At 67.3% G+C, this 19,985-nt stretch carries 19 protein-coding genes and 1 pseudogene; 9 read left to right on the top strand and 11 right to left on the bottom strand.

Features of this window, described 5'->3' with window-relative positions; translation table 11 throughout:
* Positions 1-94: 94 nt before the first annotated feature.
* From atpA to MKK54_RS20455, 4 genes are all read right to left on the bottom strand, one after another.
* Entirely contained in the window at positions 95-1,624 is a 1,530-nt protein-coding gene (gene atpA, locus MKK54_RS20440; RefSeq protein WP_055948223.1) for a F0F1 ATP synthase subunit alpha, read from the bottom strand.
* Between the two features lie 65 nt (positions 1,625-1,689).
* Positions 1,690-2,262 carry a F0F1 ATP synthase subunit delta gene (locus MKK54_RS20445; RefSeq protein ID WP_244013659.1) on the bottom strand — a complete coding sequence of 191 codons (573 nt, stop codon included), beginning with the start codon at positions 2,260-2,262 and terminating at the stop codon, positions 1,690-1,692.
* A 280-nt stretch (positions 2,263-2,542) separates the two neighbouring features.
* Positions 2,543-3,259: a DsbA family protein gene (locus MKK54_RS20450; protein WP_244013662.1), complete on the bottom strand. Its 717-nt coding sequence runs from the start codon at positions 3,257-3,259 to the stop codon at positions 2,543-2,545.
* 82 nt (positions 3,260-3,341) lie between these two features.
* The gene (locus tag MKK54_RS20455) at positions 3,342-3,968 is read right to left on the bottom strand and encodes a 2-hydroxychromene-2-carboxylate isomerase (protein WP_244013664.1); all 627 of its coding nucleotides are present in this window, start codon (positions 3,966-3,968) and stop codon (positions 3,342-3,344) included.
* A gap of 189 nt (positions 3,969-4,157) precedes the next feature.
* Here MKK54_RS20455 and MKK54_RS20460 point away from each other — a divergent pair, with 189 nt between their 5' ends.
* The gene (locus MKK54_RS20460; protein ID WP_244013666.1) at positions 4,158-5,399 is read left to right on the top strand and encodes an argininosuccinate synthase; all 1,242 of its coding nucleotides are present in this window, start codon (positions 4,158-4,160) and stop codon (positions 5,397-5,399) included.
* A gap of 42 nt (positions 5,400-5,441) precedes the next feature.
* On the opposite strand, the gene MKK54_RS20465 is transcribed toward MKK54_RS20460, so the two are convergent.
* From MKK54_RS20465 to mtgA, 4 genes are all read right to left on the bottom strand, one after another.
* Complete coding sequence (locus MKK54_RS20465; RefSeq protein ID WP_244013668.1) at positions 5,442-6,338, bottom strand: NAD(P)H-hydrate dehydratase; 897 nt, start codon at positions 6,336-6,338, stop codon at positions 5,442-5,444.
* Positions 6,335-7,096, bottom strand: a complete 762-nt coding sequence (locus tag MKK54_RS20470) for a histidine phosphatase family protein (RefSeq protein WP_244013671.1) — start codon at positions 7,094-7,096, stop codon at positions 6,335-6,337. The genes MKK54_RS20465 and MKK54_RS20470 overlap by 4 nt, the downstream gene beginning before the upstream one ends.
* A gap of 90 nt (positions 7,097-7,186) precedes the next feature.
* Complete coding sequence (locus MKK54_RS20475; protein ID WP_244013673.1) at positions 7,187-7,765, bottom strand: hypothetical protein; 579 nt, start codon at positions 7,763-7,765, stop codon at positions 7,187-7,189.
* A gap of 83 nt (positions 7,766-7,848) precedes the next feature.
* Positions 7,849-8,541 carry a monofunctional biosynthetic peptidoglycan transglycosylase gene (gene mtgA / locus MKK54_RS20480; protein WP_244013675.1) on the bottom strand — a complete coding sequence of 231 codons (693 nt, stop codon included), beginning with the start codon at positions 8,539-8,541 and terminating at the stop codon, positions 7,849-7,851.
* Positions 8,542-8,654: 113 nt separating this feature from the next.
* Here mtgA and MKK54_RS20485 point away from each other — a divergent pair, with 113 nt between their 5' ends.
* Positions 8,655-9,632 carry a polyprenyl synthetase family protein gene (locus MKK54_RS20485; RefSeq protein ID WP_244013678.1) on the top strand — a complete coding sequence of 326 codons (978 nt, stop codon included), beginning with the start codon at positions 8,655-8,657 and terminating at the stop codon, positions 9,630-9,632.
* A gap of 99 nt (positions 9,633-9,731) precedes the next feature.
* Positions 9,732-10,838 (top strand): 3-isopropylmalate dehydrogenase, encoded by a 1,107-nt coding sequence (gene leuB, locus MKK54_RS20490; protein WP_244013680.1) that lies wholly within the window; start codon positions 9,732-9,734, stop codon positions 10,836-10,838.
* Positions 10,839-10,936: 98 nt separating this feature from the next.
* Here leuB and MKK54_RS20495 read toward each other — a convergent pair whose 3' ends face one another.
* Positions 10,937-11,344, bottom strand: a complete 408-nt coding sequence (locus tag MKK54_RS20495) for a hypothetical protein (protein ID WP_244013682.1) — start codon at positions 11,342-11,344, stop codon at positions 10,937-10,939.
* 104 nt (positions 11,345-11,448) lie between these two features.
* Positions 11,449-12,399, bottom strand: a complete 951-nt coding sequence (locus MKK54_RS20500) for a hypothetical protein (RefSeq protein WP_244013684.1) — start codon at positions 12,397-12,399, stop codon at positions 11,449-11,451.
* Between the two features lie 158 nt (positions 12,400-12,557).
* Between MKK54_RS20500 and MKK54_RS20505 the strand changes: the two genes are divergently transcribed.
* From MKK54_RS20505 to MKK54_RS20530, 6 genes are all read left to right on the top strand, one after another.
* Positions 12,558-13,571 carry an LLM class flavin-dependent oxidoreductase gene (locus MKK54_RS20505; RefSeq protein WP_244013686.1) on the top strand — a complete coding sequence of 338 codons (1,014 nt, stop codon included), beginning with the start codon at positions 12,558-12,560 and terminating at the stop codon, positions 13,569-13,571.
* A 283-nt stretch (positions 13,572-13,854) separates the two neighbouring features.
* Positions 13,855-14,886: an aspartate-semialdehyde dehydrogenase gene (locus MKK54_RS20510; RefSeq protein WP_244013689.1), complete on the top strand. Its 1,032-nt coding sequence runs from the start codon at positions 13,855-13,857 to the stop codon at positions 14,884-14,886.
* A gap of 279 nt (positions 14,887-15,165) precedes the next feature.
* Positions 15,166-16,281: a hypothetical protein gene (locus tag MKK54_RS20515; RefSeq protein ID WP_244013691.1), complete on the top strand. Its 1,116-nt coding sequence runs from the start codon at positions 15,166-15,168 to the stop codon at positions 16,279-16,281.
* A complete protein-coding gene (locus MKK54_RS20520; protein WP_244013693.1) occupies positions 16,278-16,967 on the top strand; it encodes a hypothetical protein in 690 nt (229 codons plus the stop codon). The genes MKK54_RS20515 and MKK54_RS20520 overlap by 4 nt, the downstream gene beginning before the upstream one ends.
* Before the next feature lie 30 nt (positions 16,968-16,997).
* The gene (locus MKK54_RS20525) at positions 16,998-17,735 is read left to right on the top strand and encodes a hypothetical protein (protein ID WP_244013695.1); all 738 of its coding nucleotides are present in this window, start codon (positions 16,998-17,000) and stop codon (positions 17,733-17,735) included.
* A 232-nt stretch (positions 17,736-17,967) separates the two neighbouring features.
* On the top strand, positions 17,968-18,264 hold the full coding sequence (locus MKK54_RS20530) for a hypothetical protein (protein WP_244013697.1): 297 nt from the start codon (positions 17,968-17,970) through the stop codon (positions 18,262-18,264).
* 426 nt (positions 18,265-18,690) lie between these two features.
* Here the strand turns inward: MKK54_RS20530 and MKK54_RS20535 are convergent.
* A pseudogene (locus MKK54_RS20535) lies at positions 18,691-19,589 on the bottom strand (IS630 family transposase).
* Between the last annotated feature and the right edge of the window lie 396 nt (positions 19,590-19,985).

The raw sequence follows: 19,985 nt of genomic DNA on the forward strand, positions 1-19,985 counted from the left end.
CTGCCGCTCAAGGCGAGGCGCCCGAACGATCCGGGCGCCTGCTCTCACTGAGGTCCAGCCACCCGGGGGCGGCCGGTCGTGCCGTCGATGCCCCTTAGGCGAGGGACTTGGCGACGCTCTCCACGACGCCCTTCAGCGTCTTGGCACTGTCGTCGGACAGGTCCTTCGAATCGCGGATCTTGGTCAGCAGGTCGGCGTGCTTGGTCCGCAGGGCCGAGAGCAGGGCGTCCTCGAAGGGGCGGACCTTGTTCAGCGGCAGGCTGTCGAGGTAGCCGTTCACGCCGGCATAGATCACCGCGACCTGCTCTTCCATCTTCAGCGGCGAGAACTGCGGCTGCTTCAGGAGCTCGGTGAGACGCGAGCCGCGGTTCAGGAGCTTCTGGGTCGAGGCGTCGAGGTCCGAGCCGAACTGCGCGAAGGCGGCCATCTCGCGGTACTGGGCGAGCTCGCCCTTGATCTTGCCGGCGACCTTCTTCATCGCCTTCGTCTGGGCCGAGGAGCCCACGCGGGACACCGAGAGGCCGACGTTCACCGCCGGGCGGATGCCCTGGTAGAACAGGTCGGTCTCGAGGAAGATCTGGCCGTCGGTGATCGAGATCACGTTGGTGGGGATGTAGGCCGAGACGTCGTTGGCCTGGGTCTCGATGACAGGCAGGGCGGTGAGCGAACCGTTGCCGGCGGCGTCGCCCATCTTGGCGGCGCGCTCGAGGAGACGCGAGTGCAGGTAGAACACGTCGCCGGGATAGGCCTCGCGGCCCGGCGGGCGGCGCAGGAGCAGGGACATCTGGCGGTAGGCCACGGCCTGCTTCGAGAGATCGTCGTACACGATCACGGCGTGCATGCCGTTATCGCGAAAATACTCGCCCATGGCGCAGCCGGCGAACGGCGCGATGAACTGCATCGGCGCGGCGTCGGAGGCCGTGGCGGCGATGACGATGGAGTATTCGAGCGCGCCGTTGTCCTCCAGCGACTTCACGAACTGGGCGACGGTGGAGCGCTTCTGGCCGATGGCGACGTAGACGCAGTAGAGCTTGGCGTTCTCGTCGGTGCCCGCATGGGCCGGCTTCTGGTTCAGGATGGTGTCGAGGGCGATGGCGGTCTTGCCGGTCTGGCGATCGCCGATGATGAGCTCGCGCTGGCCGCGGCCGACGGGGATCAGGGCGTCGATGGCCTTCAGGCCGGTGGCCATCGGTTCGTGGACCGACTTGCGCGGGATGATGCCCGGGGCCTTCACGTCGACGCGGCGACGCTCGGTGGTGGCGATGGGGCCCTTGCCGTCGATGGGGTTGCCCAGCGCGTCGACGACGCGGCCGAGCAGCGCCTTGCCGACGGGGACGTCCACGATGGCGCCCGTGCGCTTGACGGTCTGGCCTTCCTTGATGTCACGATCGGACCCGAAGATCACGATGCCGACGTTGTCCTGCTCGAGGTTGAGGGCCATGCCGCGCACGCCCGACTCGAACTCGACCATCTCGCCGGCCTGGACGCTGTCGAGGCCGTAGGCGCGGGCGATGCCGTCACCGACGGACAGAACCTGGCCCACCTCGGTGACTTCGGCTTCCTGGCCGAAATTCTTGATCTGATCCTTCAGGATCGCGGAGATCTCGGCGGCGCGGATGTCCATCGTCGGGCCTCTTGTCGTTGATTGAATGAATGTTGGGACGGGAAGCGGTCGGGCCTCGGAGGCCCTTACCGGGCTTCCCGCATCGCGAGGCGAATGCCGTTGAGCTTGGTGCGCAGCGAGGCGTCCACCATGCGGCTGCCGATCTTGACCACGAGGCCGCCGATCAGGCTGGGGTCGATCCGGAGGTCGAGGTCGATCTCCGACTTGGCGACGTCGCGGAGCGATGCCTTGATCTCCTCGATCACGGCGTCCGAGGGACGCTCGGCGACGGTGACCTCGGCGCGCACGATACCCTTCGATTCCCGCACCAGGGTGCGGAACCCGCGGATCATATCCGGCAGGGCGAACAGGCGACGGTTGGAGGCGGCGAGGCGGATGAAGTTCGCGCCGAGCCCACCGATGCCGGCCTTCTCCAGCAGGGCGACGATGGCGGCTTCCTGCTCGGCGCCCGAGAAGACCGGACTGCGCACGAAGCGGCGGAGATCCGCGCTCTCCTTCAGTAGCGCGTCGAACTGGTCGAGGCTCGCCGCGACGCCGTCGATATCGCGCTCATCGCGCGCCAGTTCGAACAAGGCCGACGCGTAACGCGCCGCCACGCCTGCAACCGGGGAACCCGCCTCGGAACCGTTCTGCGCCACGCGCCGCTCTCTCTTCAATCCTGCCTGAGGGTTCCGGCCGTGTCGCACCGTGCTCGGCGCGGGCTCTGGAACCGTCAGGATTGGGAACGTGCCGGTCTGCGCGGGCCATGAAAAGCCCGCCCTTCCGGCGCGGCGAGGGCCTAGCATGCGTGTAAGGGGGGCGCAAGACGATGGGCCTCGCGCCGAGGCGTTGTGCAACGCGGGATGCCCAACCCCGTTCCGTTGAGCCGAAACGGTGGCGAAGGTGAGGCGATGTTCCGCCCGGAAAGCCGACGAATCCTCAGCAGGCGATCCGGTCGCAGCGGCGGACCGAGGCGATCATCCGCGCCAGGGCCTTCGGACCCGGATGCCCGAGGAGACCGGTGTTTCCCAGCACGTAGGACGGCGTCGCGGACAGGCCGAGATCCGCCGCCATCCGCATCTGCGCCTTCAGGGCGAGGCGGACCTCCTCGCTGTCGGCGATGCTCTCGATCTCGGCCGCGGGTACGCCGAGCTTGGCGGCGGCCTGGAGCGCCCCCGGTCCGTCGATCTTGCCGGGCTTGGCGAGCAGCGTCCGGTACAGGCTCCAGGCGGCGGCCGAGCCGAGCTTGCGCTGGATCGCGAGGGCGACCTTGGCGGCCTGAGCGGATTGCACGGCGAGGATCGGGTTGTTGACGAGGCCGATTCGCAGGGAGGGATCGCTCTCGGACAGCGAAACCATGTCGGCGGCCGCCTTCCGGCAATACGGGCAATTGTAGTCGAAGAACTCGTAGAGCGTCGTCTCCGCGTCCGCCGGACCCACGTAGGTGACGCCGCGCAGGGCCGGGATCTCGCCCACGATCTCGCCGGGCAGCCGCGTGTTGGCGACGGGACGGCCGTCGTCGTTGTCCACCTTGAAGGCCTGCCCGTAGCCCTGAGCCCAGGCGGCGGCCCCGCCCAGATCCAAGGCGGCGGTCGCGCCGAGACCCGAGGCGACGCCTGCGGATGCGAGGAGAAAGCGCCGACGATCGAAGCTCATGAGGGGATCCGGATGCGCGAGGAGGAACGGCCCGGCTTCTAGACCCGCCGTCGCCCCACCGCCAGCGCCACACCCGGCCGCGTCAGCGCATGGCCCCCGGCCGGTCGCCCGCCGCCCAGGCGAGCGCATGCTCCAGGCGGTCGTTGCCCCAGAACAATTCGCCGTCGTCCGTGAGGAAGGTCGGGGCCCCGAAGATGCCGCGCGAGCGCGCCTCCTCGCCGTTGACGCGCAGGCGGCCCTTGTTGTTCTCGGCGGCCGCCTGCTTGAGGATGATGGTGCCGTCGAGCCCGAGGCCGTTCAGGAGCGCCACCACGGCGGGCGGCTCCGCGATCGACAGGCCGCGCGCGAACTCGCTCTCGTAGACGGCCTTGGAGAAGGGCACGAGCCAGTCGTGATCCATGCCGTAGGTCGCCGCCCGCGTGGCGCTGAGGCTGTTCTGGGGGAACGGGTCCGGACGCTTGAGCGGCGGCAGCCCCATGCGCGCGGCCTCGCGCTCCACGTCGCGCCACATGTGCCGGCCCTTGGCGGCGTAGAGATTGAAGGGCGAGGAATTCCACCCCTGGGAGGCGAAGATCGGCCCGACGAGGAAGGGCCGCCAGCGCACCTCGACGCCCGCCGCCGACGCCAGGGCCTCGATCCGCATCGCCGCGAGGTAGGAATAGGTCGATGCGAACTCGTACCAGAATTCGAGGGTCGGCCTGCGCGGCATGCGTCGAAACTCCGGAACGAGGATTGTCGTGAGTGTCGCCCGCCAACGGGGCCGCGACAAGGCGGTGTCGTGCCACGGCCACGCTGAGCGAACGCTTCGCGCGGCACGGCGGTTGCACCGCCCCGCGCTCCGCTGATAAGCCGCCGCCAGCGCAATCCTCGGCCTCGGCCAGAACCTGAAGCGAGCCCCATGACCGACGCGAATTCGAAGCCCGTCAACAAGGTCGTGCTCGCCTATTCGGGCGGCCTCGACACCTCGATCATCCTGAAGTGGCTGCAGACCACCTATGGCTGCGAGGTCATCACCTTCACGGCCGATCTCGGCCAGGGCGAGGAGCTGGAGCCGGCCCGCAGGAAGGCGGAACTCCTCGGCATCAAGCCGGAGAACATCTTCATCGAGGACCTGCGCGAGGAATTCGTGCGCGACTACGTGTTCCCGATGTTCCGCGCCAACGCCGTCTACGAAGGCGTCTATCTCCTCGGCACCTCCATCGCCAGGCCGCTGATCGCCAAGAAGCAGATCGAGATCGCCGAGCGCCTCGGCGCCGACGCCGTCTGTCACGGCGCCACTGGCAAGGGCAACGACCAGGTCCGGTTCGAGCTCGGCTACTATGCCCTGAAGCCCGACGTCACGGTGATCGCCCCCTGGCGCGAATGGGACCTGAAGAGCCGCGAACAGCTCATCGCCTTCGCCGAGCAGCACCAGATTCCGATCTCGAAGGACAAGCGCGGCGAGAGCCCGTTCTCGGTGGACGCCAACCTGCTGCACGCCTCCTCGGAGGGCAAGGTGCTGGAGGACCCCGCCGACGAGGTGCCGGACTACGTCTACTCGCGCACGATCTCGCCGGAAGAGGCGCCCGACACGCCGACGATCGTCACCATCGGGTTCGAGAAGGGCGACGCCGTCTCCATCGACGGCGAGAAGCTGTCGCCCGCGACCCTGCTCGCCCGGCTGAACCAGTTCGGCCACGACAACGGCATCGGCCGCCTCGACCTCGTGGAAAACCGCTTCGTCGGCATGAAGAGCCGCGGCATGTACGAGACGCCCGGCGGCACCATCCTTTTGCCGGCCCACCGCGCCATCGAGTCGATCACCCTGGATCGCGGCGCGGCGCACCTCAAGGACCAGATCATGCCGCAATACGCGGAGCTGATCTACAACGGCTTCTGGTTCAGCCCCGAGCGCGAGATGCTCCAGGCCCTGATCGACAAGAGCCAGGAGATGGTCACCGGTGAGGTGCGGCTGAAGCTCTACAAGGGCGGCGTCCACGTCATCGGCCGCACCAGCCCGAACTCCCTCTACGACCAGGACCTCGTCACCTTCGAGGAGGGTGCTGTCGCCTACGACCACCGCGACGCGGCGGGCTTCATCAAGCTCAATGCCCTGCGCCTGCGCACCCTGGCCCAGCGCAAGAAGAAGCTCGGCGCCTGAGCCAACGCCCTATGGCCGGTCCTCAGTCTCGGGAGGACCGGCCTAACTGACCTCCTCGCTCGCGAAACCGCTGAGGATCGCCGGGACCTCGCCGGAAATCTCCCGCGCCAGAAATCCCACCGGACCGATGGACGAAGCGAGGCGCGCACCCGCCTCGCCGTGCAGGTACACGCCCCAAAGGGCGGCCGTGAGCGGATCGGCGCCCCGCGCCAGGATGCCGGCGACGATGCCCGCGAGCGCATCGCCCGAACCGGACGTGGCGAGGCCGACACCGCCGCCCTCGTAGCGCCAGCACGCACCGTCCGGAGCGACGATCCAGCTCTCGGCCCCCTTCATGATCACCACCGCCCGCGTCAGGTCGGCGGCGCGGCGGGCGGCCTCCAGGGGCTCGGCCTCGACGGCCTCGCGCTCCCATCCGAGGAGTTGCGCCATCTCGCCGGCATGCGGGGTGATCACCGGCGACCGCTCCAGCGCCCGAACGACATCGACATGGCCGGCGAGCCCGCAGATCGCGCCGGCATCGAGCACGTAGGCGATGTCCGGCCGCGCCGCCAGGATGGCGCGGACGAGCGCCATGGTGCCCTCGCCCGTGCCCATGCCGGGGCCGAGGAGGACGGCATCACAGCGCTTGGACGCCGCGGCGATGTGCGCCGCCGCCGGCTCGGGGTCGATCGCACCGGCCTCGGTCTCCGGCAGACCGATCACCATCGCCTCGGGGACGGCGAGCGCCATCGCCACGGCGACGCTGCGCACGGAAGCGATCTTGAGCTTGCCCGCCCCCGCCCGCAGGGCCGCGACGCCGGCCAGGAACACGGCGCCGGGGACCTCGGCGCAGCCGCCGAGGACGAGCACGCTGCCGCGATCGTCCTTGCTGCCGGCCTGCGGCGTCGGCAGGGGACGCTGCCTCAGCCGCTCGGCGTTCAGGCGCGTCCCCGTCACGACACGTCCTCCTTCGAGGGCTCGGTGGTGACGGGCGCGCCCTCCCGCTCCATCGGGGCGACGAAGTTGTAGCGCTCCAGCCTAACCCGCCCGGTCGTCCCCGCCTCCGCCGCGTAGGCGTATTCGGTGACCGAGCAGTTCAGGACGTCGCCCTCGGCGTCGATCCCCAGGATCTCGGCCTCGGTCATGTTTTCGAGGAGGTAGCGCAGGCAGAGCACGACGACCTGATGCGCGACGATCAGCACGCGCTTCTCGCCGTGATGCAGGGAAATCGTATCCATGGCGCCGCGCAGGCGCAGGATGACGTCGCACCAGCTCTCGCCGCAGGTCGGGCGGTAGTAGAACTTGCCGAGGCGCGCGCGCAGAGCGGCCTGCTCGGGGTGGAATTCCTCGATTCCCGCGCGGGTGAGGCCGTCGAGCAGCCCGAGTTCCTTCTCGCGGAGCCGTTCGTCGACGACGTTCTCGGGCGCATCGTTCGCGGCCCCGCCGGCCCGGCGGATGCCCGCCACGGTCTGCTGCGCGCGCCGGTAGGGCGAGGTCAGGATGACGTTCGGCCGCTCCGCGTCCGGCATCGCCGCGAACCAGTGCCCCAGGGCCGTGGCCTGCTGCTGGCCGCGATCGCTGAGCGGCACATCGACGTCGCGCTCCGCGATGTCGATGCGCGCGAGGCCCGCGCCGACCGCCGCGTCCCGGGCGACGTTCCCGGCGCTCTCGCCGTGTCGAACGACCCAGATCCGGCTCGGCCAGCGTTGCAGCATCGGTCACGTCCTCGGCTCGATCCTCCTCAGCCAACGTTCGCCGATGCGCATGCGTTCGGGGCCTGCGTCCTTCACGCCCGAGCGCGCCGATCAGGCGGGCTGCCATCCCTCGGCCGTGCGGCGAAAATCTCCGGGGCCGAGATCGGCGTAGCGCAGGAAGATCTGGAGGGCAGGCTGCATCTCGTGATGCCGGGCCGGCACGTCGCCGCCGGCGCCGTAGGGCGCGCCCGCATCGATCGCCGGCACGTCGCGGCCCGCATCCCAGAGGACGACGAACCTGCGGATCAGCGCGGCGTGCTCGGCCGAGACGTCGAACGTGACGTGCTCCGGCGTCTCGCCCGTGGCATCGTCGCGGAACACGTCGCCGACATCGGCGGAATCGAGTTTGGCCAAGGTGTTGTGGTAGGCGTAGCGGCCGGGTTTGAGCACGGCGTTGTGCAGGAAGACCGCGAGCGCATCGCCCAGCGCCCGGTGCTCCTCGTCCGCGCCGTCGTCGTCGCCCGTGACATTGAAGATGTCGCCGTCCCGATCCGTGCTGCCATAGGGCGCGTCGGGGTGGACGATGGGCGCGCCGACGCCCTCGCGGTTCCAGGCCACCACCATCCGGCGAATCAGCGCGATGCGCTCCAGGGTGAGTTCGAAGGTCGGCTCGGAGAGGGACTCGGACATGGGGTCGGTCTTTCGCGCGCGTCGCCCCGGGAGGCCGCTTGGATCAGGGATGGGCGGCAGGTAGCCGATCCGACCGCCACGGGCTACCGTTTCAGGCATCCCATCAGACCGGAGACGCCGTTCATCCGCGCCTGGATGCGGCTGGCCTGCGCCCGGACGCCCCGCGACGGCAGGGCGGGATTGCGCTGGATCGGATTCGGCAGGACGGCGGCCAGCAGCGCCGCCTCGCCTCGCGTGAGCGCCCGGGCCGGCTTGCCGAACCAGCGCTGCGCGGCGGCCTCGGCCCCGAAGGTGCCCTCCCCCCACTCGGCGATGTTGAGGTAGATCTCCATGGTGCGGCGCTTTCCCCACAGGGTGTCGGCCACGAGGGCCAGCGGAATTTCGAGGGCTTTGCGAATCACCGAGCGGCCCGGCCAGAGGAAGACGTTCTTCACCGTCTGCATCGGGATCGTCGAGGCGCCGCGGCTCGGCCCCTCCTCGTCGTCCACCACGTCCCGCAGGGCGCCCCAATCCACTCCGTTATGCAGGCAGTAGCGCTGATCCTCCGAGGCGACGACCGCCTGGACGAGGTGAGGCGAGATCGCATCCAGGCTCACGGCCTGACGATCGACGGAGCGCAGCGTCAACCATCGGCCGAGCATCAGGGTTGAGGGCGGCGTCAGCGCGCTATAGACGAGCGCGAGTGACACCACGAGGACGAGGGCGATGACGGGGAGGAGCAGGATGCGATTGACGATCCGCCGAACGCGCCCTCTCCGGTTCGGATCCGTGCGCATCGGCGGGCGCGCCGCGACCGGACGCAGAGGCCGCTCCGCGCTCTCGTGCCCGTCCTGAATTCGAACCTCCTCCACCCGCGACACGCTCATCCTGATCGAAGGCCCGACCGAACATGACCTCAACGCCAGGATCTCACACGCAAGGATCTCACGCTTCGGTCAAGGCGGATGCCCCGGGGGATGCGTTTTCCCACAGGCTTGGCACGGTCGCCGACACGGTCGAGGCCTACCTGGCCGAGCGGCTGACGCCCGAGACCCAGGCCGGCGAGATCACTCGGCCGGCGCGCCTGATGGAAGCGATGCGCCACGCCGTGCTCGGCGGCGGCAAGCGCCTGCGCCCCTTCCTCGCCATCGAGACTGCGCGGATGCTCGGCGGCTCCGAGACGGGAGCACTCGCGGCCGGATCGGGCATCGAACTCGTGCACTGCTACTCGCTGGTCCACGACGACATGCCGGCCATGGACGACGACGACATGCGTCGCGGCAAGCCGACCGTTCACAAGGCCTATGACGAGGCCACGGCGATCCTGGTCGGTGACGCCCTCCAGACGCTGGCCTTCGAGATTCTCGCGGACTCGACCTGGCAGCCCGACCCGGCGATCCGAGCCGACCTCGTCCTCGGGCTCGCCAAGGCCTCGGGCCTCGGCGGCATGGTCGGCGGCCAGCTCCTCGACCTCGGCGCGGAGGGCCGCTTCGGCCCCGTCTCGCTCGACGTCGACGACACGCTCCAGCTTCAGGCGATGAAGACCGGCGCCATCCTGGCCTTCTCGGTGGAGGCCGGCGCCATCGTGGGCGGCGCGAGCCCGGACCAGCGCAAGGCCCTTCTGCGCTACGGCCACGCTCTCGGGCAGGCCTTCCAGATCGCCGACGACATCCTCGACCGCGAGGCCTCGCCGGAAGCCATGGGCAAGGCCACCGGCAAGGACAAGGAGGCCGGCAAGGCGACCCTCGTCGACCGCCTCGGTCTCGACGGCGCGCGGGCCGAGTGCGACCGCCTCGTCGGCGTCTGCGAGGAGGCGGTCTCCGCCTGGGGCGACCGGGCCGAGACCCTGCGGCAGGCGGCGCGCTTCACGGTGGCGCGCAAGGTCTGAGGCAAGGTCTGAGGACAGAGGCCTGGACGCTTCCGTTTCCGCGATCGTACTCCCGACGGTGGATACGAGCGCTCCGACAACCGACTGCGAGTTGATCCCATGACCGCCTACAAGCTCCTGCTCCTGCCCGGCGACGGCATCGGCCCCGAGGTGATGACGCAAGTCGAGAAGGTGATCGGCACCCTGGCCGAGACGGGTCTCGCCACCTTCGAGATCGAGCGCGACCTCGTCGGCGGCAGCGCCCTCGACGCCCACGGCAAGCCGCTGACCGACGAGGCCCTGGCGCGGGCGGACGCCGCGGACGCCATCCTGCTCGGCGCGGTCGGCGGCCCGAAATGGGCCGACGTGGCCTATGAGATCCGCCCCGAGGCGGGCCTGCTGCGCCTGCGCAAGGATCTCGGCCTGTTCGCCAACCTGCGCCCCGCGATCTGCTACCCGGCGCTCGCCGACGCCTCGGCCCTCAAGCGCGAGCTGGTCGAGGGCCTCGACATCATGATCGTGCGCGAGCTTACCGGCGGCGTGTATTTCGGCGAGCCGAAGGAGATCACCACCCTGCCGGACGGCACGAAGCGCGCCGTCGACACGCAGGTCTACACCACGGGCGAGATCGAGCGGATCGCCCACGTGGCCTTCGATCTCGCGCGCAAGCGCTCGGGCCGCGTCGCCTCGGCCGAGAAGCACAACGTGATGAAGTCCGGCGTGCTCTGGAAGGAAGTCGTGACCCGGGTCCACGCCGAGTATAGCGACGTCAGCCTGGAGCACGTGCTCGCCGACAATTGCGCCATGCAGCTGGTGCGCCGGCCGAAGCAGTACGACGTGCTGGTGACGGACAACCTGTTCGGCGACGTGCTCTCGGACGTGGCGGCGATGCTCACGGGCTCGCTCGGCATGCTGCCCTCCGCCTCGCTCGGTGCGGTGGATGCCAAGGGCAGCCGCAAGGCGCTCTACGAGCCCGTTCACGGCTCGGCTCCCGACATCGCCGGAAAGGGCTATGCCAACCCGATCGCCATGATCGGCTCGCTGGCCATGTGCCTGCGCTACTCGTTCGGTCTCGGCGAGGCCGCCGACCTCCTCGAATCCGCGATCACCCGCACCCTCGCCTCGGGTGCCCGCACCCGCGACATCGCCGGCGAGGGCGTGACGCCGATCAGCACGGCCGAGATGGGCGACACGATCATCCGCGAGTTGAAGCACGCCGTCGCCTGAGGCGCGGCGCCCATCATCCGACCGGGACGTCGCCCGGAACCACGAACGAAAACGGGCCCCGCGAGGGGCCCGTCGCATGTCTGGCCGGGAGGCTGGGCTCAGTAGGGGTTGCCGTAGCGCGAGACGTAGGAGGTCGGGTCGATCGCGTCGACCGCCGAGAAGTCCACGTTGCGGATCGCGCTCGAACGGGCGCCGATGAACGGACCGTTGGTGATCGGATCGGGCAGGATGCCGCCGCCGAAGCGATCGTTGCGGCCGTAGGGCGGCGAGTTCAGGTAGCTCGCCGTGATGAAGTGCGGGTTGGTGGCCGGGTTGCCGACCGAACCGTTATTGGCCTCGACCACATTGCCGGCATCGAGCCAGCTGCGCGGGCGGATGCGGATCGGTAGCGGCGCGCTGACCCGGTATCCGGCGGGCGCGTAGCGGCCCTGGGCCTCGGCGGCGGTGTTCGCGCCGACGGCAGCGAGAGTGAGGGCACCCATCAGGGCAATCGAGGCAGAGCGCATGACGCACCTTCGTTGAAGCTGGTGAATTCTAGGCCGGGTTTCCTTAAGAAAGTCGGCCATCCGTATGGGGGGAAGACGTGCCAGCGCGGCCGTGGTTCCCATGATTATGGCCGCGCTTCGCGGGATTGCCGCAGTTTGGCCTCATTTTTCCGTGTGCGCCGGCTGGGGATCGATCCCGTCTCGCCGCCCACGTCCCGTGCCGTCACCGCCGCTGATTGGCAATCGGGATCACGCCGGGCAATGAGCGCCGCGAAGCGGCCATCCATCTCGGACGAAGCTTGACCGTTCAGTGCCAGCTTGTCGAGGGCGCAGAGGATCGCGCGCGGTTCCGGAGCCTGCCCGAGGGGCGCGCAGAGCCATCCGTCGAGACGGAAGGGGCCCGGCCGAAGCGTGGCGAAGCCCGTGCAGGTCCGCTTGCCCTCGCCGCCGAGGGTGATGTCGAGGGTCTCGATCGCGCCGAACTTGGTCTCGATCGCGCCGCGCTCACCGGTGCGGATGACGGCCAGCGCCTGCCCGTCGGCCGCGCGCCGGGCGAGGGTGACGAACAGGCTCGGCATCGGCTCCAGGGTCGGGGTCTCGGTCAGTGTCAGGCGCAGGTAAGGAGCCTCGATCGTCGCGAAGCCTCCCTGCGCCAGCCCATCCTCGCGCAACCCGGTGGAGGTGTTGAGACGGGCGGCCTCGGCGCGCGCCGGCTCAAGGGCCTCCGGATCGTCGAGGCGAAAGCGCGGTGCCGAGAACGCGAGCGGCACGGCGGGACGAGCGAGCCGCGAGGCCGAGGGCACGAGGGCGGCCGCCGGGGCGGTCTCGGGCGTCTCCGGCGATGGCGTGGCGGCCGACCGGTGCTCGCGCGCGACGAGGCTCAGAAGGGCAATGGCGCCGATCGCCACCAGGGCCTGGCTCCCTCCGCGCAGGGCGCGAACCGGACGGCTCCGGTTCGGCGAGGATGTGACCGCGTCCCGTGTGTCGGCGTTCTCGGATTCCGTCAGCATCGCGTCCCGGGGCTTGCCGGCGGCGTCGGCCGCCACGCCCGGCGGATCTTGGCGATGCGCGCTCACCAAGCGGTTTCCGGTGGCCGGAGACCTTGCGTGTTTCGGTTCGCACGGTGAACGCTTGGTATCGATCCATGCGGCGCGCGCATGCCGGAGCGGGGGTTGCACCGGTCGGACGCCGTGGCGATCTGTCGGGAGGGGCAGCGACAACCATCAGGGACCACATGATTCCCCTCTCCGTCCTCGACCTCGCCTTCGTGCCGGAGGGCACGACGCTTGGCGATGCCCTGCGCAGCAGCGTCGACCTCGCGCGCCACGCGGAAGCGCTCGGCTACCGCCGGTTCTGGCTGGCCGAGCACCACAACATGGTCGGGGTCGCCAGCGCGGCGACCGCCGTGGTGATCGGCCACGTGGCCGCGGGCACGACGACGATCCGGGTGGGTGCCGGCGGGATCATGCTTCCGAACCACGCGCCGCTGGTGATCGCGGAGCAGTTCGGCACCCTGGAAGCCCTGTTTCCGGGCCGGATCGACCTCGGGCTCGGGCGGGCGCCCGGCACCGATCCCCGCACCACCCGGGCGCTGCGGCGCTCGCATGAGGCGGCCGACACCTTCCCGCAGGACGTGCTCGAACTGCGGGGCTATTTCGACGACGCCGAGCCCGGACAGGCGGTGCAGGCGGTGCCCGGCACCGGCCTCAAGGTGCCGCTCTGGATCCTGGGATCGAGCCTCTACGGCGCGCAGCTCGCGGCGATGCTGGGGCTGCCCTACGCCTTCGCCTCGCACTTCGCGCCGGACCAGCTCCTCGCGGCGTTGGCGACCTACCGCGCGCGCTTCGAGCCCTCCGCACAGCGGGCCGCGCCCCACGCGATGATCGGCCTGAACGTGGTCGCGGCGGAGACCGACGCGGAGGCGCGCCGGCTGTTCACCTCGGCGCAGCAGCAATTCACCAACCTCGTGCGCGGCACGCGCGGGCTGCTCAGGCCGCCGATCGACGACATCGAGACCTACTGGGCGCCGCACGAGAAGGCCCAGGCCTCGCGGATGCTGGCGCGCGCCCTGGTCGGCTCGCCCGAGACCATCCGGCGGGGACTCGCCGAGATCATCGCCGAGACGGGGGCCGACGAGATCATGGTCGCCTCGGCGATTCACGACCCGGCGGCGCGGCGGCGCTCCTACGCCATCCTGGCCGAGGCGCGGGACGCGTTGGCCGCCGGCCCGGCCGCACTGGTGGCGTGACCGGCGGCGAGAGCGCTCGACTCAAGAGTGCTTGACACGGGCGGGGGCGAGGCGTCTTGCTCCCGCGCTCGGCGACTCATGCTGCGATGCGGTGTGCGCCGAACCAGAGCGGGCCGGGAACGGACCGCGCACCTTCGCGGCCGGCAGGCCGCCGGCCATCGCGCGCGATGGGCCGGCGCACGGCAGGGAGGCCAGACGTTTCGGCGCCGGACCCGGACGCTGCGGCTCGCCCATCGGTGCGCCGCCCCGGCCCCGGCGCCCGTACAGAGCGGAGTGATGAGCCATGGGTTACAAGGTCGCCGTCGTGGGTGCCACGGGCAATGTGGGCCGCGAGATGCTGGACATCCTGTCCGAGCGCGCCTTTCCGGCGGACGAGGTGGTGGCGCTGGCCTCGCGCCGCTCGGCCGGCCAGGACGTGTCCTTCGGCGACAAGATCCTGAAGGTGAAGGCGCTCGACACCTACGACTTCTCCGACACCGACATCTGCCTGATGTCGGCCGGCGGCGAGACCTCGAAGGAATGGTCGCCCCGCATCGGCCAGTCCGGCTGCGTCGTCATCGATAACTCGTCGGCCTTCCGCTACCACCAGGACGTGCCGCTGATCGTTCCGGAGGTGAACCCCGACGCGATCCACGGCTTCTCCAAGCTCAACATCATCGCCAACCCGAACTGCTCGACGGCGCAGCTCGTGGTGGCCCTGAAGCCGCTCCACGACGCCGCCACGATCAAGCGCGTGGTGGTGGCGACCTACCAGTCGGTCTCCGGCGCCGGCAAGGACGCCATGGACGAACTCTTCCAGCAGACCCGCTCGGTCTTCACCGCCGGCGAGATCAAGGCGGAGAAGTTCCCCAAGCGCATCGCCTTCAACGTCATCCCGCACATCGACGTGTTCATGGAGGACGGCTACACGAAGGAAGAGTGGAAGATGGTCGCCGAGACCAAGAAGATGCTCGACCCCAAGATCAAGCTCACGGCCACCGCCGTGCGCGTGCCGGTCTTCATCGGCCACGCCGAGGCGGTCAACGTCGAGTTCGAGCGACCGATCACGGCCGAGCAGGCCACCGCGATCCTGCGCTCGGCGCCCGGGATCATGGTGGTCGATAAGCGCGAGCCCGGCGGCTACATGACCCCGCACGAGGCGGCCGGCGAGGACGCCACCTACGTCTCGCGCATCCGCGAGGACGCCACGGTGGAGAACGGCCTCAGCTTCTGGTGCGTCTCCGATAACCTGCGCAAGGGCGCCGCGCTCAACACCGTGCAGATCGCCGAGATGCTGGTGAACCGGAAGCTTCTGAAGCGGGCGCAGGCGGCCTGAGGGTCGGCGAAATCGTTCAGTCTCCGGTATTGGGGGCGAACCGGGTTCCATCGACGCCGTCCCGCTTGCGGGGCGGCGTTTTGCATGAGCGCGCTGCGATCGGGTGGGGCTGCTCCTTCCGGTTTGGGGAAGACAGGGCGCGCGACCGCGCCGTCATCTTGAGGCGCGCTCCAGAAGCGTCCGCCCTAGCTCGTAACAGAAATAAGACTATTTTCCTTGAATATTATCCGATTATCGCCTATCCATTTATGGGACATACAGTGAACATAGGCGATCGCGATGTCCGAGATGCAGCGTTGGGTACAACCGGGTAAGGCCGCCGAGGCGCGCAATCTGCGCCTCCTCCTCGCGGTGCTGCGTACCGAGACAAAGCTGATCCGCCTGCGTCGATCCTTGAGCCGGAAATACAGCAGCGATCAGCCCCGGGCACCCGCGGGACAGAGCGACGGCGGGCGCTGGGTGTCGCAGGGCGGCGATTCAGGCGGTCCCCTGATCGACCAGCTGCCGCATAGGAGCGGGCGCTGGGCCTCCCTCGACGCGGCCGAACCGGGATCGGAGGCCCCGCAACGCACCCTCCTGGATGGCGGCGAGGTTCTCACCCTCCGGGTTCGGTCCGGACGCAGCGATTGGGAGGAACAGCACAAGGTCGTCACACCCGAGGGCGAAAGTCGAATCTTCGAAAATTCGGGTGAGACCCAGACGATTCGCGACGGGCATTCGGGCGAGGTTCTGTCGCGGACGACGTTCTCGTCATCGGGGATCGCCGCGGAAGCGACGGTCCAGCCGGCGTTCCTGCCGGCCGCGCCGCTGATCGGCGCGGCCGCCGCTGCGGCGGCCAACGCGACGTTCGAAGCGGTGGCGCTGCTCTTTACGGTGCTGGCTGCCCGTCATCGAGGCTTTGGGCCGGCCCTGGGAATGACTGCCCGAAGCTATGAGATAGATCCAAAGAGCAAGTCGGAGATACCAACTCCAATCATCAAGGATCTCAGATCTGATGAATTTGCGAGAGCTTGCCCGCGCTTCGGAGAAATCCTTCAGGTCACCAATCGTATCACCGCGGAAGTGAAAGCAGAATTTCCAGATCTAAAAGGAAAAGAACTCGGCACTCTGGTTCACTATCGGATCGCTCAATTCTTTTCCAAGCCGCCTGATCCAAATTTTCGTGTTGAATTTTCTTTAGATAGATCCGGCGTTGAAGTTAATTACGGCAATAAATATTCAGTTCGGCTTGATGTTTTTGAACTCACCCCAGAAAACATGGTCTGCGTCTATGACTTCAAAGTCGGAAATGAGGGCCTCAGTGCGCCTCGTGCCTTGGAACTTTACAATGCAGCAAAGAAATATCACCCCTCCGCAGATGGATTCGTTCTGGTGCAGGTGAGACCGGAAACATGACCACGAAGCGTCAAATCAAAGCTCTCGCCGCTCCGTTGCTGGCGCGCAATCCAGGCCTTGCCCTTGTCGGTTCGTATTCGATCTGGTTCCCACCGACAGGCAATGTGGTGAGAGAAATCATCATCGATCGATCCAGCGATCCGGATCGGTTCCAACTCCGCTGGCACCTGACGGAATGTTTTCTCCCAGAGGGCTACGACGGGGGCGCCTTCGGTCGATGCAGCAGCTTCATCTTTCGCACGGAAGCACGGCGCGATGGATGGCTCTGGAGCGATTCAGCGATGGCCGACGATTTCGTCGTTCGCTGCGAACGAGATGTCATCCCCATTCTGGAACCATTGGACACCGATCGGAAACGCTTGGAATTCGCTCGATCCCATCCTGGGTCGCGGGGTCGTTACGGCTGGACCTGGCACCTGATGACGGAGATTGCTCTCGGGAATCTCGATGATGCCCGCGCAATCTGGTTGGAAAATGGAGCGTTTTATGAAGCGGGCCACATTTTCGAGTGCCGACGAGACCAGAAAACCTACGACCGTTATCGGCAACTCGGCCCTCCGTTGTTGGCTGACGATCGAGCCGCGCTGATGAATCTCCTTCGGGTCTGGATCACCGAGAATGCGGTCGGCAGTCGGCATGCGGCTTTCTGGACTCGCGAACCGCTTCCAATCGAAGACTTCGTCTAGGGCGTGTGGTCAATTGAGCCATACGTGCCTATGACAACCGTTCGACAGGTCAAAGGCCTGACGGCGCCGCTTCTTGCCCGGAATCCGGATCTCGTGGATGCCGGAAAGAACACGCTGTGGCTGACTCCGATCAATCACGTCGGGCGGTTGATCTTCATCGATCGAACCTCCAACCCGGATTCGTGCGCTATTAGTTGGCATGTCGTCGGATTCTTCATGCCCGGAACGCCATCGTGGTTCAGCCTGGGACGTTGCGGCGATCGAATTGGCCGATCCAAGCACTTTCCGGGTGGATGGGGCTGGCGCTGGTCCGATCCGACGATCTACGAAGATTTCATCGATCGCGTCGAGGCGGACGCGTTGCCTCTGCTCCGGTCCCTGGACACGACGCGCAGATGTCTTGAATTCCAGCGGGGTGACCCGCAGCGAAGCGGTTACCTGGATCATTACTGGCATCTGGGTGCCTTCCTTGCACTCGGCGAAATCGAAAGGGCGCAGGAGCTCTTTGCTCCGTTGAGAGCTCACCGTGTCTGGGAGCAACCTGCGGAAACCCTGCCGGAACAGCGACGTTACGAGCGCCTTCGGGCGCTGGACCAGCCGCTGCGTTCTGGGAATCGCGCGGCGCTTTGTGCCCTCCTGGCGCAATGGGAGGCGGAAAACCTCGTCGGGAGCCCTTTGGAACCGTACTGGCAGCGGAATGCGTTTCCGCTGGAGGGTGTTGATCAAGGCTTGTTGGGCTTTAGGATTTCGGCTTGGACGCGCCTGTGATTCAAGGTTGGGATGGAATCGCTTCATTCTGACGATGCCCCAATGGGCGAAGATAGAACCCCAGTGTCTGGGCAAGCTCGGCGGCCCCGGTCGAAGTGGGGCCGACAATCCGCCGTTCGTCGGGGCGGTTCTCGGGATCATTTGGACTGGAAGCCCGTGGCGGGATCTGCCGCCGAGGTTCGGTCCGTAGAACTCGATCGACACGCGCTTTTGCAATTGGGTCGCCGCCGGCGTGTTCGCCCGCCTGTTTGAGGCCGTCTCGGACGAGCCGGACATGGGGTATGCGATGGTGGATGCCACCATCATGAAGGTCCACCGTCACGGTCAAAGCGTTAAAGGGGGAACTTCGAGCCAAGCCATCGGCCGTTCCAAGGGCGGCATGACAGCCAAGATCCTGGTCCTGACCGATGCGCTCGGCAATCTCGACGATGCCAGGGTCATCTGGACCGGCATCGAAGCCTATTACGAGGAAGGCTTCTCTTCGAGGATCCCTATTTCCAGCCGCGTTACGACCGCATCTGTCAGATAGGCAAGCCGCTGATGGCCGATGATCGGCGCGCGCTTGCGGACCTGCTTCACAACTGGGATGCAGAGAATGTCGCAGAGAGCAAATCGGCGCCCTTCGAACCACTACACCATTTCCTATCGAAGAAGATCTATAGTTTTTCTGCCATTTTTTTATACTCTATAGACAACGAAACTAGATATTATGCGATGTTATTGAAACTCAATCGTCGCGACAACGGTCGAGATTGAGATATTGACCGAGCGCTTCGCCGAACGCGCCATCCCGCACATCGATGCAGCCCCCCAACGCAGCCGTATCAGGGGCGGGTTCCGCAACGCAGGCTGTCGACGAGGACGCGCCGGAAACACACCGTGCAGATCTCCGAGATGCTGGCGAACCGCAAGCTGCCGAAGCGGGCTCAAGCGGTCTGATACCAATCCTCATTGATCAGAACTCATAGGCCCATTCGCGGAGTCCGATCGACATGATGCGCCCGGGTCGGTTGATAAGGGTGTTCCAGGCGTGGCAGCAGTGGTCGAGGATGTCGGCGTAGGATGTGAAGGTTCGATTGCCGAGCCAGTTGTCGCGCATGAACTGCCAGAGGTTCTCGACCGGGTTGAGTTCGGGGGAACGGGCCGGCAACGGCAGCAGGGTGATGTTGGCGGGCACCGCGAGGTTCTTCGTCGTGTGCCACCCGGCCCGATCGAGCAGCAGAACGGCGTGCGCACCAGGGGCGACGGCCTGGGCGATCTCTTCGAGGTGCAGGGCCATCGCCTCGGTGGTGCAGCGGGGCATGACGAGACCGGCGCCCGTTCCCCGTGCCGGGCAGATGGCTCCGAAGATGTAGGCGAAGGCGGCGCGCTGGTCCTTCGGGGCTGAGGGGCGCGTGCCGCGCTTGGTCCAGCGCCGGGTGATCGTGTTCTTCTGGCCGACGCGAGCCTCGTCGGCGAACCAGACCTCTATCGGCTTGCCGCCGACGGCCCGCGCGATCTCCGCCATGCGGGCGGGGAAGGCTTTTTAAAAGCGGGGATCGCGTCCGGGGCTTGAGCGTGATGGCGCGGGCGGGCGCCAGGGGCCTTGCCGCCGATCAGCCCGTCCGGACCGTGCGCGTTGAACGCCACCACCCAGTCCCGCACCGTCTGCAGCCCGACCCCGCCGAGCGCGGCAGCGGCCGAGCGTGAGCCGCCCGCGTAGATCGCCGACAAAGCCAGCAGGCGCCGGGTCTGGGCAGGATCGCGCGCGGCCTTGGCCAGAGCGCGCAGGCCCTCGGCGTCGAAGTCCCGCCGCAGCAGCACAGGAGCAGACACGACATCCTCCTCAGGCTCCAAACCCGAAGACAGAATCACCACTCAGCTCCCGATGCTACCCCGTGAGTCCCCATCAATGAGGGTTGGTATAAGTCCTGTCGCGCTCGAGCTTCACACCCTCCGCCATCGAGGTTGGAGCGACGATTGAAGCGGCGACACGTCTGTGCACCCGTCACGTTCCGGTGCCGTAGACGAGAAAAGTTTCGGAGCCGGCTTAACAGCGATCATTCAGTACTTCCGATTCCTTCGCATGACCGGAAGGCATCCTCGAGACAGATGAAGCAACGCAATAGTTCCCAGAATCGAGAGCGAATCCGTCCTGCCTGAAACGAAAGGCATCAAACCCTCATAAATCTGCACACTAATCATTCCCACATCTATTGGATAGATTTTTATAATAAACATTTTTCTATAGAAAAAGCTATTAATTTGGCT

Source organism: Methylobacterium sp. J-068, assembly GCF_022829445.1.
Taxonomy (GTDB): domain Bacteria; phylum Pseudomonadota; class Alphaproteobacteria; order Rhizobiales; family Beijerinckiaceae; genus Methylobacterium.

Excerpts from the sequence above, each read along its gene's own strand:
- MKK54_RS20460 (WP_244013666.1), top strand. The coding sequence starts at position 4,158 with ATGACCGACGCGAATTCGAAGCCCGTCAACAAGGTCGTGCTCGCCTAT.
- MKK54_RS20475 (WP_244013673.1), bottom strand. The coding sequence starts at position 7,765 with ATGTCCGAGTCCCTCTCCGAGCCGACCTTCGAACTCACCCTGGAGCGC.
- MKK54_RS20515 (WP_244013691.1), top strand. The coding sequence starts at position 15,166 with ATGTCCGAGATGCAGCGTTGGGTACAACCGGGTAAGGCCGCCGAGGCG.
- MKK54_RS20505 (WP_244013686.1), top strand. The coding sequence starts at position 12,558 with ATGATTCCCCTCTCCGTCCTCGACCTCGCCTTCGTGCCGGAGGGCACG.
- leuB (WP_244013680.1), top strand. The coding sequence starts at position 9,732 with ATGACCGCCTACAAGCTCCTGCTCCTGCCCGGCGACGGCATCGGCCCC.
- MKK54_RS20485 (WP_244013678.1), top strand. The coding sequence starts at position 8,655 with ATGACCTCAACGCCAGGATCTCACACGCAAGGATCTCACGCTTCGGTC.
- MKK54_RS20510 (WP_244013689.1), top strand. The coding sequence starts at position 13,855 with ATGGGTTACAAGGTCGCCGTCGTGGGTGCCACGGGCAATGTGGGCCGC.
- MKK54_RS20520 (WP_244013693.1), top strand. The coding sequence starts at position 16,278 with ATGACCACGAAGCGTCAAATCAAAGCTCTCGCCGCTCCGTTGCTGGCG.
- atpA (WP_055948223.1), bottom strand. The coding sequence starts at position 1,624 with ATGGACATCCGCGCCGCCGAGATCTCCGCGATCCTGAAGGATCAGATC.
- mtgA (WP_244013675.1), bottom strand. The coding sequence starts at position 8,541 with ATGCGCACGGATCCGAACCGGAGAGGGCGCGTTCGGCGGATCGTCAAT.
- MKK54_RS20495 (WP_244013682.1), bottom strand. The coding sequence starts at position 11,344 with ATGCGCTCTGCCTCGATTGCCCTGATGGGTGCCCTCACTCTCGCTGCC.
- MKK54_RS20450 (WP_244013662.1), bottom strand. The coding sequence starts at position 3,259 with ATGAGCTTCGATCGTCGGCGCTTTCTCCTCGCATCCGCAGGCGTCGCC.
- MKK54_RS20455 (WP_244013664.1), bottom strand. The coding sequence starts at position 3,968 with ATGCCGCGCAGGCCGACCCTCGAATTCTGGTACGAGTTCGCATCGACC.
- MKK54_RS20470 (WP_244013671.1), bottom strand. The coding sequence starts at position 7,096 with ATGCTGCAACGCTGGCCGAGCCGGATCTGGGTCGTTCGACACGGCGAG.
- MKK54_RS20525 (WP_244013695.1), top strand. The coding sequence starts at position 16,998 with ATGACAACCGTTCGACAGGTCAAAGGCCTGACGGCGCCGCTTCTTGCC.